16 protein-coding genes are annotated in these 21,750 nt (G+C 65.7%); 11 read left to right on the top strand and 5 right to left on the bottom strand.

The genetic code is table 11. The annotated features are described in order from the left end of the window. Nucleotides 1–77 precede the first annotated feature (77 nt). The 4 genes from ACTIIH_RS11955 to ACTIIH_RS11940 are packed head-to-tail and all read left to right on the top strand — an operon-like array spanning nt 78 to nt 4,021. Nucleotides 78–722: a TetR/AcrR family transcriptional regulator gene (locus tag ACTIIH_RS11955; protein WP_101593382.1), complete on the top strand. Its 645-nt coding sequence runs from the start codon at nt 78–80 to the stop codon at nt 720–722. A gap of 11 nt (nt 723–733) precedes the next feature. Beyond that, complete coding sequence (locus ACTIIH_RS11950) at nt 734–2,530, top strand: MDR family MFS transporter (protein WP_240811951.1); 1,797 nt, start codon at nt 734–736, stop codon at nt 2,528–2,530. Continuing rightward, nucleotides 2,472–3,437 carry a D-2-hydroxyacid dehydrogenase gene (locus ACTIIH_RS11945; protein WP_101593384.1) on the top strand — a complete coding sequence of 322 codons (966 nt, stop codon included), beginning with the start codon at nt 2,472–2,474 and terminating at the stop codon, nt 3,435–3,437. Before ACTIIH_RS11950 ends, ACTIIH_RS11945 begins: the two co-directional genes overlap by 59 nt. Further along, complete coding sequence (locus tag ACTIIH_RS11940) at nt 3,434–4,021, top strand: hypothetical protein (protein WP_240811952.1); 588 nt, start codon at nt 3,434–3,436, stop codon at nt 4,019–4,021. Before ACTIIH_RS11945 ends, ACTIIH_RS11940 begins: the two co-directional genes overlap by 4 nt. Before the next feature lie 287 nt (nt 4,022–4,308). Here ACTIIH_RS11940 and ACTIIH_RS11935 read toward each other — a convergent pair whose 3' ends face one another. From ACTIIH_RS11935 to ACTIIH_RS11920, 4 genes are all read right to left on the bottom strand, one after another. Continuing rightward, nucleotides 4,309–5,736 (bottom strand): glyceraldehyde-3-phosphate dehydrogenase, encoded by a 1,428-nt coding sequence (locus tag ACTIIH_RS11935; protein ID WP_441451980.1) that lies wholly within the window; start codon nt 5,734–5,736, stop codon nt 4,309–4,311. Between the two features lie 55 nt (nt 5,737–5,791). Next, nucleotides 5,792–6,829: a YhjD/YihY/BrkB family envelope integrity protein gene (locus tag ACTIIH_RS11930; RefSeq protein WP_101553422.1), complete on the bottom strand. Its 1,038-nt coding sequence runs from the start codon at nt 6,827–6,829 to the stop codon at nt 5,792–5,794. Between the two features lie 329 nt (nt 6,830–7,158). Then, nucleotides 7,159–8,202 carry a glutathione S-transferase C-terminal domain-containing protein gene (locus ACTIIH_RS11925; RefSeq protein ID WP_441451986.1) on the bottom strand — a complete coding sequence of 348 codons (1,044 nt, stop codon included), beginning with the start codon at nt 8,200–8,202 and terminating at the stop codon, nt 7,159–7,161. A 254-nt stretch (nt 8,203–8,456) separates the two neighbouring features. Then, on the bottom strand, nt 8,457–10,265 hold the full coding sequence (locus ACTIIH_RS11920) for an AMP-dependent synthetase/ligase (protein ID WP_101593389.1): 1,809 nt from the start codon (nt 10,263–10,265) through the stop codon (nt 8,457–8,459). A gap of 189 nt (nt 10,266–10,454) precedes the next feature. Here ACTIIH_RS11920 and leuS point away from each other — a divergent pair, with 189 nt between their 5' ends. Together leuS and nadE are read left to right on the top strand one after the other, a co-directional pair. Continuing rightward, on the top strand, nt 10,455–13,370 hold the full coding sequence (gene leuS, locus ACTIIH_RS11915) for a leucine--tRNA ligase (RefSeq protein ID WP_101553424.1): 2,916 nt from the start codon (nt 10,455–10,457) through the stop codon (nt 13,368–13,370). 99 nt (nt 13,371–13,469) lie between these two features. Then, a complete protein-coding gene (nadE, locus tag ACTIIH_RS11910; protein WP_101553425.1) occupies nt 13,470–14,303 on the top strand; it encodes an ammonia-dependent NAD(+) synthetase in 834 nt (277 codons plus the stop codon). 65 nt (nt 14,304–14,368) lie between these two features. On the opposite strand, the gene ACTIIH_RS11905 is transcribed toward nadE, so the two are convergent. Next, nucleotides 14,369–15,085 carry a hypothetical protein gene (locus ACTIIH_RS11905; RefSeq protein WP_441451976.1) on the bottom strand — a complete coding sequence of 239 codons (717 nt, stop codon included), beginning with the start codon at nt 15,083–15,085 and terminating at the stop codon, nt 14,369–14,371. Nucleotides 15,086–15,180: 95 nt separating this feature from the next. Here ACTIIH_RS11905 and ACTIIH_RS11900 point away from each other — a divergent pair, with 95 nt between their 5' ends. The 5 genes from ACTIIH_RS11900 to holA all read left to right on the top strand — a co-directional run bounded on the left by ACTIIH_RS11900 (nt 15,181) and on the right by holA (nt 21,697). Next, nucleotides 15,181–16,488 carry a UDP-glucose dehydrogenase family protein gene (locus tag ACTIIH_RS11900; protein WP_101553427.1) on the top strand — a complete coding sequence of 436 codons (1,308 nt, stop codon included), beginning with the start codon at nt 15,181–15,183 and terminating at the stop codon, nt 16,486–16,488. Beyond that, nucleotides 16,485–17,360 carry a DegV family protein gene (locus ACTIIH_RS11895; protein WP_170286860.1) on the top strand — a complete coding sequence of 292 codons (876 nt, stop codon included), beginning with the start codon at nt 16,485–16,487 and terminating at the stop codon, nt 17,358–17,360. Before ACTIIH_RS11900 ends, ACTIIH_RS11895 begins: the two co-directional genes overlap by 4 nt. A 139-nt stretch (nt 17,361–17,499) precedes the next feature. Then, nucleotides 17,500–18,336 carry a ComEA family DNA-binding protein gene (locus tag ACTIIH_RS11890; RefSeq protein WP_101553429.1) on the top strand — a complete coding sequence of 279 codons (837 nt, stop codon included), beginning with the start codon at nt 17,500–17,502 and terminating at the stop codon, nt 18,334–18,336. 61 nt (nt 18,337–18,397) lie between these two features. Continuing rightward, nucleotides 18,398–20,653, top strand: coding sequence for a ComEC/Rec2 family competence protein (locus tag ACTIIH_RS11885; RefSeq protein ID WP_441451975.1), 2,256 nt, complete (start codon nt 18,398–18,400; stop codon nt 20,651–20,653). Between the two features lie 60 nt (nt 20,654–20,713). Beyond that, nucleotides 20,714–21,697: a DNA polymerase III subunit delta gene (holA, locus tag ACTIIH_RS11880; RefSeq protein ID WP_101553550.1), complete on the top strand. Its 984-nt coding sequence runs from the start codon at nt 20,714–20,716 to the stop codon at nt 21,695–21,697. Nucleotides 21,698–21,750: the final 53 nt, after the last annotated feature.

Below are 21,750 nucleotides of genomic sequence, written 5' to 3'. Positions count from 1 at the left end.
ACACTGCACACAGTGAAATAGTGCACAATTGCAGATTTGCAGTTGGTGAAAGTTTGCACCTGGTGCAAAATGGACGTATGCCCGTTGATGAATCCCTGCGCTCGAAAAAGGCGCGGCTGACCCGCAGCGCCCTCCACGAGGCGGCGATCACCCGCGTCCTCGAAGACGGCCTGGCCTGTGCCACCGTGGCGACGATCGCCGCCGACGCGGGGGTGTCCACACGCACCTTCTTCAACTACTTCGAGACGAAAGAGGACGCGATCGTCGGCCTCGGATCCGAGGTCAGCGTCGATGAGGGCCTCGCCTTCGACTACGTCCACAGCCCGGCCGGACTCGACACACTTGCCGAAGACACGGCGCGCTTCGTCCGCGAAGCGCTGCTCGTCGGCTCCGTCGATCCCAAACTTCCGGCTCGGCGCCGCCGCCTCTTCGCTCTCTACCCGGAACTCGTGAGCAAGAGCTTCGACCGGGCAGAAGAACTCGAAGAGATCGTCACCTCTCACGTGCTTGAGCGACTGCGCCACCTCGGCCAGGAGTTCTCCTCCGAGGAGTCCGCCTGGCGCAGCGCGCGGATGCTCACCCAGCTCTGCCGCGTCCCGCTCAACCATGCGGGACAGACGATCAAAGCCGATCTCGAAGCGGTCGAGGGCAAAGGCGGAACCCAAGCGATCTTCGAAGACTCCCTGAGCCTGTTCCGCAAGGTACTGGACCGACTGCAATGACGAAAGCTGTGATGAGAAGCAACCACGAAACCGATGAGAAGGCGATGACGGCAACCACCTCGAAGAACTCAGCACCCGCGGGACCCGACGCACAGACCGAGCCGATGGCCACCTCGGCGATCATTCTGCTCTTCGTGGGCCTGATGATCGCGATGTTCATGTTCTCCCTCAACCAGACGGTGCTGGCGACCGCGCTGCCGACCATCGTCGGCGAACTCGACGGCGTCGACCAGATGCTGTGGGTCTCCACCGCGTTCATGCTCGCCTCGACGATCATGATGCCCGTCTACGGCAAGGTCGGTGACCTGTTCGGACGCAAACCGCTGTTCATGTTCGCCATCTGCTGCTTCCTGCTGGGATCGGTCTTCGCCCTGATCGCGAACGAGATGTCGACGCTGATCCTCGGCCGCGTGCTCCAGGGCATCGGCGGCGGCGGAATGATGATCCTCTCACAGTCGATCATCGCCTCCGTCGTCCCCGCCCGCGAACGCGGCAAGTACATGGGCATCATGGGCTCGGCCTTCGCCGTGTCGTCCGTGGCCGGACCGCTCATCGGCGGCTGGCTGACCGAAGGACCCGGCTGGCGCTGGGCGTTTGCCATCAACTTCCCTCTGGGCATCATCGCCCTCATCGCCGCCGCCGTGTTCCTCAAGGTGCCCAAGCATGACAAGGGCGCAGGCAAGCGTCCGAAGATCGATGTCATCGGCATGGCGCTCGTGTCCATCGTGACTTCCTGCATCGTGCTCACCTCCGCTTGGGGCGGACACGACTACGAATGGGGATCATGGCAGATCAACGGGCTCATCGTCACCGGAATCATCGCCGCAGTCGCCTTCGTCTTCGTCGAACTCAAGGTCAGCGAGCCGGTCATTCCGATGCACCTGTTCGCCAATCGCGACTTCCTTTTGTGCACGATCGCCGGTCTCTTCGTCGGCATCGGCATGTTCGGTGTGCTCTCCTACATGCCCACCTACCTGCAGATGGTCCACGGCATCGATGCCACCGTCGCGGGACTGATGATGGTGCCGATGATGGGCACCATGCTCGTGTCGTCGACGCTCGTCGGATTCATCGTCTCCCGCACCGGCAAGTACAAGAAGTACCCGCTGACCGGCATCCTCATCATGGCCGCCGCACTCGTCCTGCTCTCCCAGCTCAAGGCCGAGAGCTCGGCCTGGGAGACCATCGGCTGCCTGGCGCTGCTCGGACTCGGACTGGGCTTGAGCATGCAGACTCTCGTCCTCGTCGTCCAGAACGCCTTCCCGGTGTCCATGGTCGGCACCGCGACCGCCTCGAACAACTACTTCCGACAGGTCGGCGCCACCTTGGGCATGGCCTTCATCGGTTCCGTGTTCACCCAGCGGCTGATGGACAACATCAAGTCCGGAATCACGGAGATCGCCAAGGCCTCCCCGCAGGGTCACATGCCCAAGGTCTCCTCGACCGGGCTGACCCCGGAGATCGTGTCGAAGCTGCCGGAGCCGATGCATTCGCTCATCATCACCTCCTACAACGATGCCCTCGTGCCCCTGTTCCTGTGGGTGGCTCCGCTGGCGGTCCTCGGTTTCGTCTTCCTCTGCTTCCTGCCCAACACTCCGCTGGCGCAGACGCTGAAGAACGAACCGGCGAAGCGGGAGAACCTCGACGTCGCAGCAGAGAATGCGGGGGCCGTGTCCGCGTCGGTTTCCACCCCGGTCGAGGCTTCATCGGTTAGTGTGGCAGAAAGCCCACTGTCCAAGGAGCCGAGGAATGACGGTACTGACCATACTCAACGCACCCGGGACCGAGATCCCCGAGCTGATCACTGATCTGGGGGAGCGGGACGGGATCGAACTGCGCATCGCCGAGGCGTCGACCCTGTCCCAGGCGCTGCCCGGCACCGATGTGCTGCTGATGTGGGATTTCTTCTCCACCGCACTCAAGGATGCCTATGCACATGCCGACCGGCTCGACTGGGTCCATGCCGCCGCGGCGGGCGTCGATTCGCTCCTCTTCGATGAGCTCGTCGACTCGCCGGTGACGGTGACGAACGCCCGGGGGATCTTCGACCGCCCGATCGCCGAGTTCGTCCTCAGCTACATCCTCATGCATGCGAAGAGCTCGATCGGCTCGCTGAACGACCAAGCGGAGGGGAAGTGGAACCGCCGGTCGACCCGCGATATCGCCGGCACCAAGGCGCTCATCGTCGGCACCGGTGCGATCGGCCGGGGCATCGCCCGCCTGCTGACGGCCGTCGACATCGAGGTCACCGGAGCCGGGTCGCGCGCCCGCAGCGGCGACCCCGACTTCGGTGAGGTCATCGACTCCGCCGCCCTGCCCCAGCATGTGGCCGGATTCGACTGGGTCATCGACATCGCACCGCTGACGGAGAAGACCGAGAGGCTCATCGGCGCCGAGGCATTCGCCGCCATGGATGACACCGCCGTGTTCATCAATGTCGGACGCGGAGACACCGTCGACACCGACGCGCTCGTCACTGCGTTGCGCGACGGGCAGATCGCCGGGGCCGGGCTCGACGTCTTCGACGAAGAGCCGCTGCCGGCCGACCATCCTCTGTGGGCGATGGACGATGTCATCATCACCCCGCATATGAGCGGAGACACGAACGGGTGGAGAATGCGGCTGGCCGAGCAGTTCCATCGCCTGTTCGAGGCGTATCTGGCCGGGGAGCAGTTCCCGCACACCGTGGACAAGAAGCTCGGGTACGTGCGGTGAGCCTGGCCGACGACCCTGCGGCGCAGCGGGCGTTCCTGGCCAGGGTGATCGCCGAACTCATCGCTGTGCGCCGTGCCCGTCTGCTGAGCATGCTGGTGCTCGCCCTGGCGATGCTCGTCGCCGGACTCGGTGCCGCCGTCCAGGCTCAAGGCGATCACATCGATGCGGTGCTGCTGTTCTCGGCATTCAGCCTCATCATGATCGGCATCGTCTGTGCGCTGGGCGCGATCATCGCCTGGACGCGGATCAACCGGGACGTGCTCGATTCGATCGCGGCCACCCGTCCGGCTCGAGCCAAGGCGCCGCGGACGCGGAACGCCGGACTCGCCGTGGCCCTCGGCTTCGCCATCATCGGGATCCTGTTCGGCATCCTGCTGTGGGCTCAGACGCCGGTCCTGGCCGGCGCCGTCGTCATCGCCTGCCTGCTGCTGTCCTGCCTGGGACCCATCTGGGCGAATGAGCTGGCCAACGCCGATGACCGACTCGCCGTCATCCTCGACAGCGACGACGAACTGGCTGACCGATTCGCCAGTTTCACGCCGATCTGGCTGCATGAAGCCATGGAGTCCGATGCCGCGGAGTGATTGACACTTCCCGCTGCTGACCAGACGTCCCGAAACCGGCAGAACCTCCCGTTCCTGCGGGAGGTTCTGCCGTTCCCACGGGGTTGCGGCACGAAGCGGAGGGCATGCGGCCCAGGGTGCGGGATGGCGCCGAGGATGTGCTGAACCACTGGCGCAAGGCCCGGCGGGGACGGCGACGGACGTGAATGACGAAGGTGCCCGGAGTCGTGAGACTCCGGGCACCTGTCTCAGCCAGTTATCGAACGCTCATCCGAGCGTTGCGGTGGGCCGCCTCGGCGATATCGATATCAGGGAAAAGCCGGGACGTCGACGTCGGCCATCTTGGCCACGCAGCGCACGACCTGGCAGGAGTAGCCGAATTCGTTGTCGTACCAGACGTAGACGACGACGCGGTCCTCGTCGACGATCGTGGCCAGACCGTCGACGACACCGGCGCGCTTGGAGCCGACGAGGTCGGTGGACACGAGCTCGGGGGAGGTGACGTAGTCGACCTGGTTGCGCAGCGGCGAATGCATCGACACTTCGCGTAGGAACGTGTTGAGCTCGTCGACCGAGGTGGCCGTGTCCAGGTTGAGGTTGAGGATCGCCATCGACACATTCGGGGTGGGCACGCGGATCGCGTTGCCCGAGAGCTTCCCGGCCAGCTCCGGCAGAGCCTTGGCCACGGCCTTGGCGGCACCGGTCTCGGTCAGCACCATGTTGAGGCCGGCCGCGCGTCCCCGGCGGGAGCCCTTGTGGAAGTTGTCGATGAGGTTCTGGTCGTTCGTGAACGAGTGGACCGTCTCGACGTGGCCGTTGCGGACACCGAACTTGTCGTTGATGGCCTTGAGCACCGGGGTGATCGCGTTCGTCGTGCACGAAGCGGCCGAGACGATGGTGTCCGTGTCGAGGATCGCGTCGTCGTTGACTCCGAAGACGATGTTCTTCACATCGCCCTTGCCGGGAGCAGTGAGCAGGACCTTCGACGCACCGGGGCACGCGAGGTGCTTGGACAGGCCCTCTTCGTCGCGCCACTTTCCGGTGTTGTCGACGATGATGGCGTCATCGATTCCGTAGGCGGTGTAGTCGACTTCCGACGGGTCATTCGAGTAGATGACCTGGATGAGGGTGCCGTTGGCCTGGATGGTGCTGTTCTCCTCGTCGACGACGATGCTGCCGTCGAAGGCTCCGTGGACCGAGTCGCGGCGCAGCAGGGAGGCGCGCTTGACGATGTCGTTCTCCCCATTGCGGCGCACGACGATCGCACGCAGACGCATACCGGTGCCGCCGGCGCGATCGATGAGGATGCGGGCGAGCAGACGACCGATGCGACCGAAGCCGTAGAGGACGACGTCGCGGACCTCGCCCTTGCCGGACTGAGATTCGACGACATCGGCGAGCTCGGAGGCGAGGAAGGCGTCGACGTCGGCGTTGGGATCATCGAGCTTCTCGATGAGACGGCCCAGATCGATGCGGGCCGGAGCCAGGTTGAGACCCGACAGCGCCTTGACGATGCGGTGGGTGATCTGGATGTCGAGCTCTTCGCCGAGGAAGTGGCGAGCATAGCGGTGCGCCTTGATCATGCCCGTCACCGACTTATTCAGCAGCGACCGCCCGAACAGGGTGAGCAGCACGTCGTTCTCACGGTACAGGCGTCCGACTAGCGGAATGAGTTCTTCGGCGGCGGTCTGCTTCTTCGCCCAATCGTTCAGGCGAGCAGTCGTAGCGTCAGTCAAAGGTCGTGTCCCCTCGGTCAGTTGAAACGGATGCGCCCACAGTCTACCGTCTCGCCTACTCGCGATCGGACCGGCGTTCCTCGAATCGTTTGAAGCCCAGCAGGGTCAGCGCCACGATTCCCGCACCGGTGATGAGCGCGCCGAGGCTCTGCGCCTGCACCTTCGGTTCGACGAACCGGTATTCCGGCTCCTCTTCGCGCGGCCGAGGCGGTTTCGCCGTGCCGATCCAGGCGGCGATGAACAGGATGATGCGGGCGAAGACGTTGAGCGTGAGCATGATCGCGATGATCGATCCGAACACGCCGGCGGCCTTGTTCCCGGAGAAGAGATTGACGAGCACGGTGGAGAAGTTGATGAGGATGAGGAACGCGGTCGCGCCGATGAGGGAGCCGCGGTTCTTCGCCTGCTTGTCGACCGGCTTCTCCGGCAGCATCGTGAACAGGAACCAGAAGATCAGCCAGGCGGCGCCGAAGGTGAGGATGACCGGAACGATGAACAGCAGACTGCCGGCGAATCCGCCGAGCCCGAGGAAGTCGGCGATCATCGAGCGCAGACCGGTGCCGACGACCGTGAGCGCCACGGCCAGGAGGAGGCCGATGATGAGGCCGATGAGGGTGACCACGTTGTTGATGACCTTGCTGACGAAGGACTTCTCCGGCACGGCATCGTCGAAGTCGTCGTGCAGCTGAGCTCTCACCGCGGCACCGAGGTTGCCGATGAATCCCTGACCTGTGTAGAGGCCGGTGAGAATACCGATGATTCCCACTCCCTGCCAGTCGAGGAGGAAGCTCTCGAGCTGCTCGGTCAGCGAGGAGTTGCCGGCGGTGAAGGTCTCGATCTGCTTCGTGACCTCGGGAAGGAGCTCGGGGCGTGCGACGTCGAGGACGAATCCGATGCTCGCGAGGCTGACCATGGCGATGGGCATGACCGCGAGAACGAGGAAGTAGGTGATCGCGGCACCGAACTGATTGCCCAGACGCTGTCCGAAACGCTGGACTGCGCGCACGAGGTGGGCGGGCCCGGGTCTGTTGACGGCATTGTGGCCGACCTCAGCGACGGTGTTGCGTGAGGCCAGTACTTTGGCAGGTGCCACGTGTGTGCTCCTTCGATGAGTATCCGCACGGTGCGTTCGTAATCCGGTCTGAGGTGTTCGTTTCCACACTAACCGCTGTGAGCGCACTGTGAGCGGCGGGCCGCGCCCTTATCCGGACTTTTGGCCATGCCGAACCCTGATCCGGACTCTCTCGCCGCTGCTGTCGCCGCTGCTGTCGCCGCTGTAGCCGCCGCTGTCGCGACCGCTGCCACAGGTGGGCTCACCGGCAGTCTGCCTTCCGGCTCAGCTGTGGCGGATGTCCTCTCGGCCGGGGTGGGCGCCGGGACCAGCAGTGCATCGGCTCCTCGAGGGAGCGGCTCGCCCGGAAGTCAGCTCACCCAGGCCGATGCCGTATGAGCGGGATCGACCTCTTCACCGGGCTTGACCGGTCCGGGAGCCGTCCCGTCGCCGAACGGCGATCCGCCGAACTTCCGGTCACGGCCGTGATCGCTGAGCCAACCCGAGAGATCGGGGCCCTTGGGCACGATCTGTGTCGGGTTCACATCCTGGTGGACGATGTAGTAGTGCTGTTTGATCTGCTCGAAGTCGACCGTGTCTCCGAAGCCCGGGGTCTGATAGAGGTCGCGGGCGTAACCCCACAGGTTCTCGAACGCCGTGAGCGGCTGCCGATTGCACTTGAAGTGACCGAAATAGACGGGATCGAAGCGCACGAGCGTGGTGAACAGTCGGACATCCGCCTCGGTGATGGTCTCACCCATGAGGAACCGTGACCGGCCGAGCCGATCCTCGACGATGTCGAGCGCGTTGAAGAGGCGATCGAAAGCGGCATCGTAGGCGTCCTGGGAACCGGCGAAGCCGCAGCGGTAGACCCCGTTGTTGATCTCCGTATAGATATGGCGCATCACCTTCCCCATCTCCTCCCGGGATTCTTCGGGCCAGAGATTCGGGGCGCCTGCGCGGTGGTAGTCGGTCCACTGAGTGGAGAAGTCCTCCGTGATCTGCGGGAAGTCGTTGGTCACGACGACGCCGGTGGGCACGTCGACGACGGCAGGCACGGTGATTCCGCGCGGATAGTCCGGAAAGCGCGCGAAGAACGCCTGCTGCAGCCGTTCGATGCCGAGCACCGGATCCACCCCGCCCGGATCGAGGTCGAACGTCCATGACCGCGCATCATGGGTGGGACCGGGCATCCCGAGGGAGATGACGTCCTCGAGCCCGAGGAGGCGACGGACGATGATCGTCCGGTTCGCCCAGGGGCAGGCGCGGGCGGCGATGAGGCGATACCGGCCCGGTTCGACGGGCCACTGAGCGTTCGGATCGTTGAGGATGCGATCGTCGATGTAGTTCGTATCGCGGTTGAATTCCGCACCTTCGGTCACGTAGCTGGGGGTGTGATCGGTGGACTCGGACATGACGCTGCCTCCCATGGGATCGACGAGTTCGACTTCTGTCCTCAGCTTACGACGTTGAGGCAAGCCCTCGCCGAGGCGGGACGACGTTCCCGCCCCGCCGTCCTCCCGGACGGCAGGCATTCATCCTCGCCGAGGTGGGACGACGACGGCCCGGGACGGACCGTTCGAGTCCGTGCCCGGGCCGTGCCCGCACGCTGTGCTCAGCGACTGTCCGTTGTCGGCGGCGATCGACCGTCGCCGGCGGCGTGTGTGCCTCAGCCGGCGTAGAGCGCGTCGATCTCGGCGGCGAAGTCTTTATTGATGAAGTGACGCTTGACCGACTGCTTGGCAGAGAGGTAGCCGTTCTCCTCGCTGAGCTCGATCGGCAGGATTGTGAATTTCTTGACTCCTTCGGCCCGCGAGACGGTCCTGTTCATCTGTTCGACGGCTTTGGCCACTTCGGCCTGGACCGCATCGTCCTCGGCGGCTTCGCGCAGATCCATCTGCGGCAGATCGTGGTTCTTCAGCCAGCCCGGCAGCATCTCCGAATCGAGGAAGATCAGCGCCGAGACGAACTTGCGGTTCTCGCCGACGAGCACCGGCTGGCCGATGATCGGGTGGCGACGCAGCACATCCTCGAGCGGAGCCGGGGCGACGTTCTTGCCGCTGGAAGTCACGATGATCTCCTTCTTGCGGCCGTTGATCGTGAGGTAGCCGTCGTCATCGAGTGAGCCGAGGTCACCGGTGCCGAACCAGCCGTCGTGGAACTCCTTGGCCGTGGCCTCGGGGTTGTTCCAGTACTCGCGGAAGACCGGCGCGCCCTTGGCCAGGATCTCACCGTCGGGAGCGATCGCCACAGAGGCGCCCGGCAGCGGAACGCCGACAGTTCCGATCTTCGACTTCTCCGGAATATTGACGGTGATCGGTGCCGTGGTCTCAGTGAGTCCGTAGCCTTCGAGAACGATGATGCCGAGTCCGCGGAAGAAGTGTCCGAGATGAGAGCCGAGTGCGCCACCGCCGGAGACCGCGTGAGTGACGTTGCCGCCCATAACTGCGCGCAGCTTCGAATAGACGAGCTTGTCGAACAAGGCATGCTGGAGCTTGAGGGCGGTCGGCACCTTGCCGGTGTCGAGTGCCTTCGAGTAGGCGACTGCGACCTGCTCGGCACGGCGGAAGATCTTCTCCTTGCCGCCTGTTTGAGCGGTCGCCAGCGCGGAATTGAACACCTTTTCGAAGACACGGGGCACACCGAGGATGAACGAGGGGCGGAAGCTGCCCATGGCGTCGGTGAGCTTCGTCAGATCCGACTGATGGGCGAGCAGAGCACCGTTGCTGATGGCCAGGACCTCGATGAACCGGGCGAAGACGTGAGCCTGCGGCAGGAACAGCAGGCAGCGCATATTCGTGTCGAGAACGCTGGGGATCTGGTGGCGAGCGGCCTGGGCGGTCTGCACGAAGTTCGCGTGGGTGAGCACACAGCCCTTGGGCTTTCCGGTGGTGCCGGAAGTGTAGATGATCGTCGCCACGGAATCGGAGCCGACCTGCGAGCGAGCGGCTTCGAGCTCTTCATCGGTGACGGCCTTGCCGGCTTCGGCGAGATCGGCGAAAGCGCCGTCGTCCCAGACCCGCAGCGCTGGCTCGTCGCGTCCGGCGGCCTTGGCTGCAGCACGCACCCGATCGGCATGCTCGCGTGATGCGACGAGCCCACGAGTGACATCGACGTCGGTGAGCATCCAGCTGAGCTGACTCTCCGAAGAGGTGTCGTAGAACGGCACGGAGATTCCGCCGGCGTACCAGATGGCGTAGTCGCTGAGCGTCCACTCATAGGAGGTGGGGCCGAAGATCGCGATCCGGTCACCGACTTCCACGCCCATAGCGATGAGCCCCTTAGCGACCGCCTTGACCTCTGCGAGGAATTCGGCCGCGGTCAGTTCGTTCCAACCGTCGCCGTCGGGCTTGGCTACCAGAGGACGGCCGGGGTTCTCAGCGACGGTGCTGAGGAAGATATCAGTGGTCGACGAGGTGGTATCGACCTCGAAACCGACAACGGGTGTTGACGACTGCGGCATGGTCGTTGAGCTCATGAGTCTCCTTCGAGGACGTAAGTTACTGCTCGGTTATCTTACAGTTCGGCCGGGTCTCAGTGAAATCGATCACGTTTGCCGAGATAACCGGCGTCCGCTGACCTGTGAGCAGTCTAACCAAGTCGAATCAGGGGGCGTTCAGAGTACGATGGTCAGAACCCGCTCACGTCTGTTCTGCGAAGGAAGGTAATGACGACGAACCCTGAGGAGACCGGTTTCCGCTATGATGCGGCGCTGGCCGAAAAGATCGAGAAGTCTTGGCAGCGCACATGGGAGGAATCGGGCACGTTCCACACCCCGAACCCCACCGGAGACCTCGGCGAGCTCGACTCCCAGGATGCTTCGTCGCCCTACGGTCCGCCGGCCGACCTGAGTGAGCGCGAATCCCTGTACATCATGGACATGTTCCCGTACCCCTCCGGTGTGGGACTGCACGTCGGCCACCCGCTGGGCTACCTCGGCACCGACGTCTACGGCCGCTACCAGCGGATGCGCGGACACAACGTCATGCACGCCCTGTCCTACGACGCCTTCGGACTGCCCGCCGATCTCTACGCGGTGCAGACCGGGCAACACCCGCGCATCACCACCGATGCCAATATCGCGAACATGACCGAGCAGCTGCGCCGCCTGGGGCTGGCCCACGATGTGCGCCGTCGCTTCGCCACGACCGACGACAAATTCGTCAAATGGACGCAGTGGATCTTCCTGCAGATCTTCAACTCCTGGTACGACACCGAGGCGACCACCCCCGACGGTGAAGCCAAAGGCGCGGCTCGTCCGATCGACACGCTCATCGAGCAGTTCGCCTCCGGTGCCCGCCCCACACCCGACGGTCGCGCCTGGTCGGAGCTGAGCTCGACGGAGCGCGAGAACGTCCTGCAGGGCTACCGCCTCGCCTACGTCTCCGAATCCCCGGTCAACTGGTGCCCAGGGCTGGGCACCGTGCTGGCCAATGAAGAGGTCACCGCCGAGGGGCTGTCCGAGCGCGGAAACTACCCGGTCTTCACCCGCCGGCTGCGCCAGTGGAACATGCGCATCACGGCCTACGCCGACCGCCTCATCGACGACCTCGACGCACTCGACTGGCCGCATGCCATCCACGCGATGCAGGTCAATTGGATCGGCCGCTCGAAGGGCGCCCTGCTGCGCCTGCCCATCGCCGGTGACGATGCTTCCGACATCGAGGTCTACACCACACGCCCGGACACCCTGTTCGGCGCCACCTACCTCGTCCTCAGCCCCGAACACCCGCAGGTCGCCGACCTGACCGCTGAATCCTGGGATGAGACGACCCCCGAGTCCTGGCGCGGGGGAGAGGCCACCCCCGCCGAGGCGATCGCCGCCTACCAGCGCGCCGCTGCGGCCAAGACCGACGCCGACCGGCAGCAGAGCCGGGAGAAGACCGGCATCTTCACCGGCTCCTATGCGCTCAACCCGGCCACCGGGGCACAGGTTCCGATCTTCATCGCCGACTATGTGCTCATGGGATACGGCACCGGAGCGATCATGGCCGTGCCGGCCGAAGACGCCCGTGACTGGGACTTCGCAAAGGCGTTCGGACTGCCCTATATCCGCACCGTGCAGCCTCCGGCCGACCACGACGAGGACGCGCCGTTCACCGGCACCGGGGTGATGATCAACTCGGCCAATGCCGAGATCGACATCAACGGCCTCGAGATCGACGCGGCGAAGGCCCAGGTCACCGAATGGCTGGCGGGAAAGGGACTGGCCACCGAGTCCACCCAGTACCGCCTGCGCGACTGGCTGTTCTCTCGCCAGCGCTACTGGGGCGAACCGTTCCCGATCGTCTACGACGAGAACGGCACCCCGATCGCTCTGCCCGACGAGATGCTGCCCGTCCAGCTGCCCGAAGTCGACGACTTCGCCCCGCGGACCTACGCGCCCGACGATGCCGACAGCCGTCCCGAACCGGCACTGAGCCGGAATCAGGAATGGACGAGCATCGAACTCGACCTCGGCGACGGTCCGAAGACCTACCAGCGTGAGACGAACACGATGCCCAACTGGGCCGGATCCTCGTGGTACCAGCTGCGCTACGCGGACCCGCACAACGACGAACGCCTCGTCGACCCCGCCAACGAGAAGTACTGGCTGGGACCGCGGGCCTCGAAACCGCGCGGTGGCGCCGACCTCTACGTCGGCGGACAGGAACACGCTGTGCTCCACCTGCTCTATGCCCGCTTCTGGCACAAGATCCTCTTCGACCTCGGGCACATCTCCTCGTCCGAGCCGTTCCACCGTCTGGTCAACCAGGGATACATCCAGGCCTATGCCTACACCGATTCCCGCGGCGTCTACGTCCCCGCCGCCGAGGTGGAGGAGAAGACCGAATCGAACGGTGAGCTGACGTTCTGGTACAACGGCGAACAGGTCAACCGGGAGTACGGAAAGATCGGCAAATCGCTGAAGAACTCCGTCATGCCCGACGAAATGTACGACGCCTTCGGCGCCGACACCTTCCGCGTCTACGAGATGTCGATGGGCCCGCTGGAACAGGACCGCCCCTGGGACACCCGCGCCGTCGTCGGTGCCCAGCGGTTCCTGCAGCGCGTGTGGCGACTCTTCGTCGACGAGGCCACCGGCGAGTCCGTGGTCGCAGACGGCGAGGCCGACGCCGAATCGCTCAAGGTCCTCCACCAGGTCATCGACGGTGTGCGCGAGGACATGGACCATCTGCGGTTCAACACCGCGATCTCCAAGCTCATCGTGCTCACCAACCACGCCACCAAACAGGGCGGCGCGACCCGGGATGTCCTCGAACCGCTGACGATCATGCTCGCGCCCTTCGCACCGCACCTGGCCGAAGAGCTGTGGTCACGTCTCGGTCACGAGTCGACTCTCACCTACGCGGCCTTCCCCGAGGCGGACCCGAACCACCTCGTCGCCGAGACCGTGACCTGCGTGGTCCAGGTCAAGGGCAAGGTGCGCGCACGGCTCGAAGTCGCCCCGGACATCTCCGCAGAGGAATTGGAGACGCTGGCGCTCGAATCTCCGAACGCCCTCAAGGCCCTCGGCGGTGCCGGAGTGCGCAAGGTGATCGTGCGTGCACCGAAGCTGGTCAACATCGTTCCCGACGCCTGAAGGCACGGCGATACTTTGCCGTAACACAGCATCTGGGAGACTGCATGGGTACGGGCGCCGGACGGCGGCACCCCTTCTTCGACTACGACTGGTGAGAGCATGACGAACGACAGAGTCCAAGACGAGATCCGACACGCCCTCGGCGTGCGACCGCAGATCGACCCGGCGACGGAGATCGCCCGCCGGGTCGAGTTCCTCGTCGACTATGTGCTCACCACCGGGGTCAGAGGACTCGTGCTCGGCATCAGCGGCGGACAGGACTCCACACTGGCCGGCAGGCTCTGCCAACTGGCGGTGGAGGACCTGCGCCGTCGCGGTGCCGAGGCCGAGTTCTGGGCCGTGCGTCTGCCTCATCATGTGCAGACCGATGAGTCTGACGCTCAGGATGCTCTGTCCTTCATTGCCGCCGACCATGAGCTGGCGATCAATATCGGCGCCGCCACGGATGCGGCCGCCGAGGAATACGAGAAGGCCACAGGAGAGCCGATCACCGACTTCGGCAAGGGCAACGTCAAGGCCCGGATGCGGATGATCGCCCAGTTCGAGCTGGCAGGGGAGAAGAAGGCGCTCGTCGTCGGCACCGATCACGCCGCCGAGGCGGTCACCGGGTTCTTCACGAAGTTCGGTGACGGTGCGGCCGACGTCATCCCTCTGGCGGGTCTGAACAAACGGCAGGGACGGGAACTGCTGCGCCACCTCGGTGCTCCCGACCATCTCATCGTCAAGGTTCCGACCGCGGATCTGCTCGATGACGAACCGGGGCAGACGGACGAATCCTCGCTGGGTCTGAGCTACGACCAGATCGATGACTTCCTCGAGGGGAAGGAGATCGAGCCCGCGGCCGCCTCGGCGCTCATCGAGAAGTACCGCCGTTCGGAGCACAAACGGCGGACCCCTGTGGCTCCGACGGATACCTGGTGGATCCGGCACTGAGCCCGACAGACGAAAACAGGTGAGGGCCCTCAATCTCTGAGGGCCCTCACCTGTTGATCGGTACTTCAGTCGTTGAACGGCGGGGTGCCCGAGACGAGTCCGAGTTCGAGAGCCGTCTGGTTGAACTCCCACCGGGAGGAGACGAAATCGTCGCTGAGGCGTTCGCCGCGGCTCTGGGCTTCGGTGTAGCCGCGCCAGCCGTCTTCCCGTGCGTCACCGGGGCGGATCTCACGGATCCCGGAATCATCGGGAGAGACCTGAGTCTCCTCCTTCACCCAGAGCGACAGCCCCTCGGCAGCCCGATAGAGGTTCATGAACGCGGTGTGCGAGCGCGGATTGTCGAAGCTGGCCTTCTTGAACTCGGCACAGAAGGTGGTGAGCGGTTCGAGCTCATCGACGGCGACGGTCGCGAAGGTCGCATCCAGTCGCAGGGACTGGACGAGACCCGACGAGTCCGGGATGAGTTCGAGGATGCGGCGGGCGCGACGCTCATCGGGAAGCAGTTCGACCGCGTCCTCCACCGGGGTCAGCCCGAGCGTGTCCATCCGCCCGCGCTCGACACTGAGCTGCTGCCGCAGCGCATCGATCTGCTGCTGGGCGCGGCGCCATTCGCCGTGGAACATCAGCAGTGCGGCGATCACGCCGAGGCACAGCACGAGTCCGATGATCCAGGCTGCGGAGTGCAGTCCGGGAATGGCGAAGGCGATGATGCCGAGCACGGTGAGCACAGCAAACGTCACGGCGGCCGGTGAGTTGGTGAGGAAATCAAGGAAACGCTTCACAATTCCAAGCCTACTGTTTCAACCTCCACATATCGTGGAACCGGGTGGCATATAGTGTGGTCGAAAACGCATGCCAACTGCCAGGAGAGCTCGGTTTGAAGATTTCAGTCATCGGTTGCGGATATCTGGGCGCGGTCCATGCGGCGGCCATGGCGTCCCTGGGTCATGAGGTCACGGGAGTCGACGTCGACACCGAGAAGGTCGAGGCGCTGATGTCGGGCCGTCCGCCGTTCTTCGAACCGGGGCTGAGTGAACTCCTCGTGAAGGCTCAGGAACGCGGAAAGCTCGAGTTCACCACCGACGTCTCCCGCGCCGCCGATGCGGTGGTGCACTTCGTGTGCGTGGGCACCCCGCAGAAGCCCGGCGAGTTCGCCGCCGATGTCACCTATGTCGATGCGGCCGTGGAATCGCTGCACCCGCACCTGACTGCCACGTCGGTGGTTGTGGGAAAGTCGACCGTTCCCGTGGGCACCGCCGAGCGTCTGGCCGGAATCATCGCCGACACCGGAGCCGCGATGATGTGGAACCCGGAGTTCCTCCGTGAAGGCCATGCCGTCGAAGACACTCTCCACCCGAACCGTCTGGTCTACGGAGTCGCCGACGGGGAGCCCGGGCAGGCTGCGGCCGCGACTCTCGACGAGGTGTACGCGTCGATCCTCGCCGACGACACCCCGCGGATGATCACGGACTTCGCGACCGCCGAGCTCGTCAAGACTGCGGCGAACTCGTTCCTGGCCACGAAGATCTCGTTCATCAATGCCATGGCCGAACTCTGCGAAGCCTCGGGCGCCGATGTCACTCAGCTCGCCGATGCGATCGGCATGGATGACCGGATCGGACGCAAGTTCCTCAACGCCGGACTCGGCTTCGGCGGCGGCTGCCTGCCCAAGGACATCCGCGCCTTCATGGCCCGGGCCGGCGAGCTCGGCGCCGATCAGGCGGTGGCCTTCCTCAAGGAGATCGACTCGATCAACATGCGCCGGCGTGTCCGGATGGTCGACATCGCCCGCGACGCCCTGGGCGGGTCGTTCATCGGCAAGAAGATCACCATCCTCGGTGCCGCTTTCAAGCCCGACAGCGACGATGTCCGTGACTCCCCGGCACTGGCCGTGGCCCGACTCATCGCCACCCAGGGCGGGCTGGTCACGGTCACCGACCCGCAGGCGATCGGCAATGCGCAGAAGTCGTTCCCCGAACTCGACTACGTCGCTGACACCGCCGAGGCGATCACCGGGGCCGAAGCCGTGCTGCTGCTGACGGAATGGCGCGAATACCGCGACCTCGACCCAGCGGCGGCCGCTGAGCTCGCGACCGGGAAGGTGCTCGTCGACGGTCGCAATGTGCTCACTCCCGAACTGTGGCGTGCAGCGGGCTGGACCTACCGGGCCCTGGGCCGTCCATGAGAATCGGGCTGGTCACCGACTCCACGGCGCAGCTCTCAGCAAGCGAACGCGAAGAGCTGGGCGAGGCCACCGGCGGCCTCTTCGCCGTGGTGCCGCTGACCGTGCTCATCGGCGGAGTCGCTTTCGCCGACGGTGAGGTCGATGCCGGGCATCTGTGCGCGACGATGACCGAGGGTGTCGAGGTCACGACCTCCATGGCCACCCCGACCCAATTCTCCGAGGCCTACGGGCGGCTGCGGGAGGACGGGGCCGATGCCATCATCGTCGTGACGATGTCCGCGGAGCTTTCCGGCACCCGCGATTCCGCGGTCGCAGCCGCAGAGGCCGAGGACATCCTCGTTGATGTCGTCGACTCGAGGACCACCTCGGCGGGATTGGCCGGGGCGCTGTCCGTGGCCGTGGCCGGGATCCGGCAGGGGCACGACGCCGAATCGATCGCCGGAACCATCGCCGACTGGTGCGCGGCAGAGACCCGTACCGTGTTCGCCCCCGGCAACCTCGAATTCCTGCGCCGAGGCGGCCGGATCGGTGCCGCATCATCGCTGCTTGGCAGGGCCCTGCAGATCGTTCCCGTGCTCGGCCTCAACGCCGGAGTCGTCGTTCCGCTCGCTCGGGTGCGCACTCGCGCGAAAGCGCTGGAGAAGATCGTCACTCTCGCCGTTCAGGCCGCCGCCGAGGTGGCCGACCCGGAGGACACCGTGCACGTGGAGGTGCAGAACGCCGAAGGGGAGATGGACGCAGCCGACGCCGAGCTGCTGAGCTCACGGCTCCGCGAACTCGGATTCGAGCCCTCGTTCAGGACGCTGTCGACGATCATCACCGCGCATGTGGGGCCCGGCACGGTCGGAGTGACCGTGCAGACGAAACCCTGACTCACACACCCGGGCCTGCATCCGGGCCTGGGGACGATCGTGTGACTTGACCACCTCAGCCCTGTGGACGCCGAACCCGTGTCCACAGGCCGGGGCGCTGTCATGGCCGTCGTGTGCCAGCAGCGCCTATCGTCGGGTCATGGCTGTGTCTCCGGATGATCGTTTCGCGGGCCTCCTGGGTGCCAGTGCCGAGCGCGGTGGTTGGGTGCCGGGCGACATCTATACCGCCGACACCGCCGGTGACGAGGCACCCGTCGAGCCGCGACGGGTGCGGCTGCCCGTTGTGGTGGCCCTGGGCATCGCCACGGTCGGCATCCTCGTCCTCGCCTTCTTCCTCTTCCGGCCCGCGCCACAGCATTCGCCTGTGGGCAGCGGTGGCGACCCCGGCGACGGTGCAGAAGCCGGTCAGTCGCCTGCTGTGACCGAGGATGGAGCCGAATCAGGCACAACCGCCTCGGCGACGTCCGGCGAGGCGAACGGGAAGGTGATCGTCCACATCACCGGGGCGGTGAACGATCCCTCTGTGGTCACCTTGAAGGCGGGCGCCCGGGTTCAGGACGCCGTCGAAGCCGCCGGAGGACTGAGCCCCGGAGCCGACGGCGAAGCGGTGAATCTGGCGCGCGTGCTCGCCGACGGTGAGCAGATCCATATCCCGACAGAAGGCGAAGCACCGGCAGCCGGCGTCGATGGTGCGGGGGCGGACGGCGTCGGCGCGGGAGGAGGCAGCGGTTCACCGGGAACCGCGGATTCTTCCGCAGCCGCGAACAGCGGAGCACCCGGGACCGGGAAAGTCGATCTCAACACCGCCGATGCCACGACTCTCGAGACGCTGCCCGGAGTCGGGCCGGTGACCGCACAGGCGATCATCAGCCACCGCAGCCAGCAGCCGTTCGCGAGCGTCGAGGATCTGCTGCTCGTCAAAGGCATCGGGCCGAAGACCTTCGAGAGCCTCAAAGATCTTGTCACCGTCGGCTGAATCGGACCGTCCCGGTTCGCGGTCTCGAGCGCGAGGGTCTGGGACGCGGGCGTGGGATCGCATGCGCGCCGGACTGGCACGGATGTCCGGGGCCGTGGTCGCCTCGATGCGGGAGCACGCGGCGCTGTGGCCGGGCTCCGTCCGTCTCCTCTGCTGTGCCGCGGGCCTGTGGGCCTGCGCACTCCTGGCACCGGGACCGTGGGCGCTGTTCGGCATTCCCGTGCTCGGGCTGGCCGGGATCGTGATCCTGCGACGGCACCACCACCTCGGTGTCGGGATCCTCGTCTTCACCTGTCTGCTGACCATCCAGATCACCGCCCTGGCCGCCGCACACGGCCCCGATGAAGAGGTCGAGACCACGGGGCTCGTCGTCGGCCACAGCGAACCCGGAGCGTCCGGATGGACGCGACTGACGCTGGTCACACCCATCGGGTTCACCCACGTGCTCAGCCCCGAAGCCGCCGCGGACGGAGCGAGAGTGCGGATGCGCACGACCCGCCTCGACGACATCCGCGCCACCGATGCAGACCCACACGTGCTGGCAGAACCGAACACACTGTGGCAGTGGCGAGAGACGCTTCGCACCGAACTGCGCGAGGATTCGGTGGCCGCCGGCAACGACGGCGGACGGCTGCTGCCCGGGCTCGTCGTCGGCGACACCTCACCGCAGGACGACCGGATGGTCGACGATATGCGAGTCGTCTCCCTCACCCACGTCTCGGCGGTATCCGGCAGCAACGTCACGATCGTCAGCCTCGGTGCCGGACTGCTCGCCGGAGCCTGCCGAGCCGGACCGCGGCTGCGAGTGAGCATCGGGGTGCTCACCTGCCTCGGCTACGTCTTCATCGTCGGCTTCGAACCCAGCGCCATCCGCGCCGCCGGAATGGCGATCGCGGCGGCACTCGTGTTCCTGCGCGGCGGCGGGATCTCCCCGGTCGCGGTCATGTGCTCGACAGCGAGCCTGCTTCTGGCCTTCGTCCCCGTGCTGGCCACCTCAGTGGGGTTCGTCCTGTCCGTGGTCTCCACGGCCGCGATCATGTTCGTCGTCCCGGTCCTGCTGCGCCGCCTCGCCGTGCACCTGCCTCTGCTGCCCACGGTGCTCGTGACCGCACTCATCGTGCCCTTCGTCGCCCAACTCGCGTGCACCCCGGTGCTCGTGGCGATCGATCCGCGCATCGGACTCTGGTCGGTCGCCGCCAACGCACTGGCCGCACCCGCGGTCATGCCGGCGACGGTGGCAGGATTTTTCAGCCTCGTGGCCACCGGCATCGCGACGACGGGACTGCCCGGAGGCGACTTCGCCCCGGCCCTGTTGGCCTGGATCGGATCGTTTCCGGCCTGGTGGATCGTTCTCGTCGCCCGAATCTGCGCCGCCCTGCCCGGTGCGGGCCTCGACTGGCCGGTGCCGCCGGTCGGAACGCTGTTGGCACTCGGGCTGCTCGGCCTGGCCGTGGTCGGAACCGGGATGCTCGTGCGTCGCAGGCTCTGGGGCCTGCCCGTGCTCGTTCTGTGCTGTGTGCTCACCGCCGCCGTCATCGTCACGGTGAGGGCGAAGCCGCCGGCCGCGGACTGGCTGGTGCTCGTCTGCGATGTCGGTCAGGGGTCGGCCGCGGTGATCAACCTCGGTGGCGGTCGCGGTCTCGTCGTCGACACGGGGCGCGAGCCGAAACCCATCGACACCTGCCTCGACTCATCCGGGATCGAAGAGTTGGATCTGCTCATCTCCCACTTCGATGCCGACCACTTCGCCGGTTACGCGGGCACGACGTGGGGGCGCAGGGTCGTCCGTCTGTACGTCTCCGCGAATGTCGCTGCCTCGCCCGAATCAGAGCGGGTGAGCGCTGACACCGGCGCGGAGGTGGTCCCCACCCACCGTGGCCAGACGCTCGACTTCGACTCGGCCAGTCTTGAGGTGCTGTGGCCTCCGGTGCGGTCGGTGCCCGCGGCGGAGGATGAAGAGCTGCGCAACGACGACTCCCTGGTGGTGCGGGTCGAGCAGGAGGGGCTGAGCACCCTGCTGCCCGGCGACGTCGGAGCCGAGGAGCAGTACGTGCTGGCCCAGCAGGTCCAGCCGGTCGATGTGCTCGTCGCGCCGCACCACGGCTCCTCCGATCTGGCTCCCGAATTCTTCGCCGCCGCGGCACCCGGTCTCGGTGTCGTCTCGGTGGGGGAGAACAGCTATGGACATCCGAGCGAGAAGTCTCTGCGGGCCTTCGGCCCCATGCCCGTGCTGCGCACCGATCACTGCGGTTCGGTCGCTCTCTACGCGCAGAGTCGCTTCAGCACCGGACACGACTGTCCCGAGGACAAGGGGTGAGCCCGTGAGTGAGGGTCCGTCATGTCGGTCGTGTCGGACGGCCGCGATAGGCTGGGGTCCATGGCAGTGAAGAAGACCCTGATCCCGTGGAGCTCGGCGAAACCGGCCCCTGTCGTCATGATCTCCGGTGGCGAATCGGTGCTCGTGCGCATGGCTAAGGACCGCATCGTATCGGCTGCACGGAAGCAGGATCCCGAGGAGATCGAGTTCGATGCTGCCGGATACCAGGCCGGTGAGCTGGCGATGGCGGCGTCACCGTCCTTGTTCTCCTCCTCGAAGCTCATCGTCGTCGATGCCGTCGAGAAGTGCTCGGAAGATTTCCTCAACGACGCGCTGGCTTATCTCGATGCCCCGAACGATGACGCCGTCGTGGTGCTGCTGCACGCCGGCGGCAACCGGGGAGCGAAACTCGTCAAGAAGATCGACTCCGTCGGCTTCCCACGTATCGACGCGGCTGTGGTGAAGAACGAAAGCGATCGGGCGAAGTTCGCTCAGACCCGGTTCAAGACCGCGAAGCGACGCATCGACGAAGCGGGAATGGCCGCGCTCATGTCGGCGCTGGGCTCCGATCTGGCCGAACTCAATGCCGGGGTCGACCAGCTCATCGAAGACACCGAAGGCACGATCACCGCCGAGGTCGTCGATCAGTACTACGGTGGACGAGTCGAGGCCACCGGCTTCAAGGTCGCCGATGCGGCAGTGGCCGGGGACGCGAAGAACGCGCTGAGTCTGCTCAGGCATGCGCTGTCGACCGGGTCCGATCCGGTCCCGCTCGTGGCGGCAGTGGCGATGAAGCTGCGCGGCATGGCGAAGGTGCAGGGATTCGCCGGCACCAGCGGGGAGCTGGCCTCGGAGCTGAAGATGGCGCCATGGCAGGTCGACCGTGCCCGCCGGGAGGTGAGGCGGTGGAACGAGGTGGCGCTGGGCCAGTCGCTCATCGCCGCGGCCGAAGCCGATGCGGCCGTCAAGGGCGGCGGACGCGACCCCGTCTATGCGGTCGAGTGGTTCGTCTCCGAAGTAGCCCGCCTAGCCCGCCAACGCTAATTGCTACCTGACGGCGGCCCAGCAACCTCGTGTGGAAACTCGCGACCTTGCTG

Source organism: Brevibacterium sp. (assembly GCF_052105255.1).
Taxonomy (GTDB): Bacteria; Actinomycetota; Actinomycetes; order Actinomycetales; family Brevibacteriaceae; genus Brevibacterium; species Brevibacterium linens_B.
Note: the sequence above shows the minus strand (reverse complement) of the source record. Positions and strands in the feature narration are given on the sequence as shown.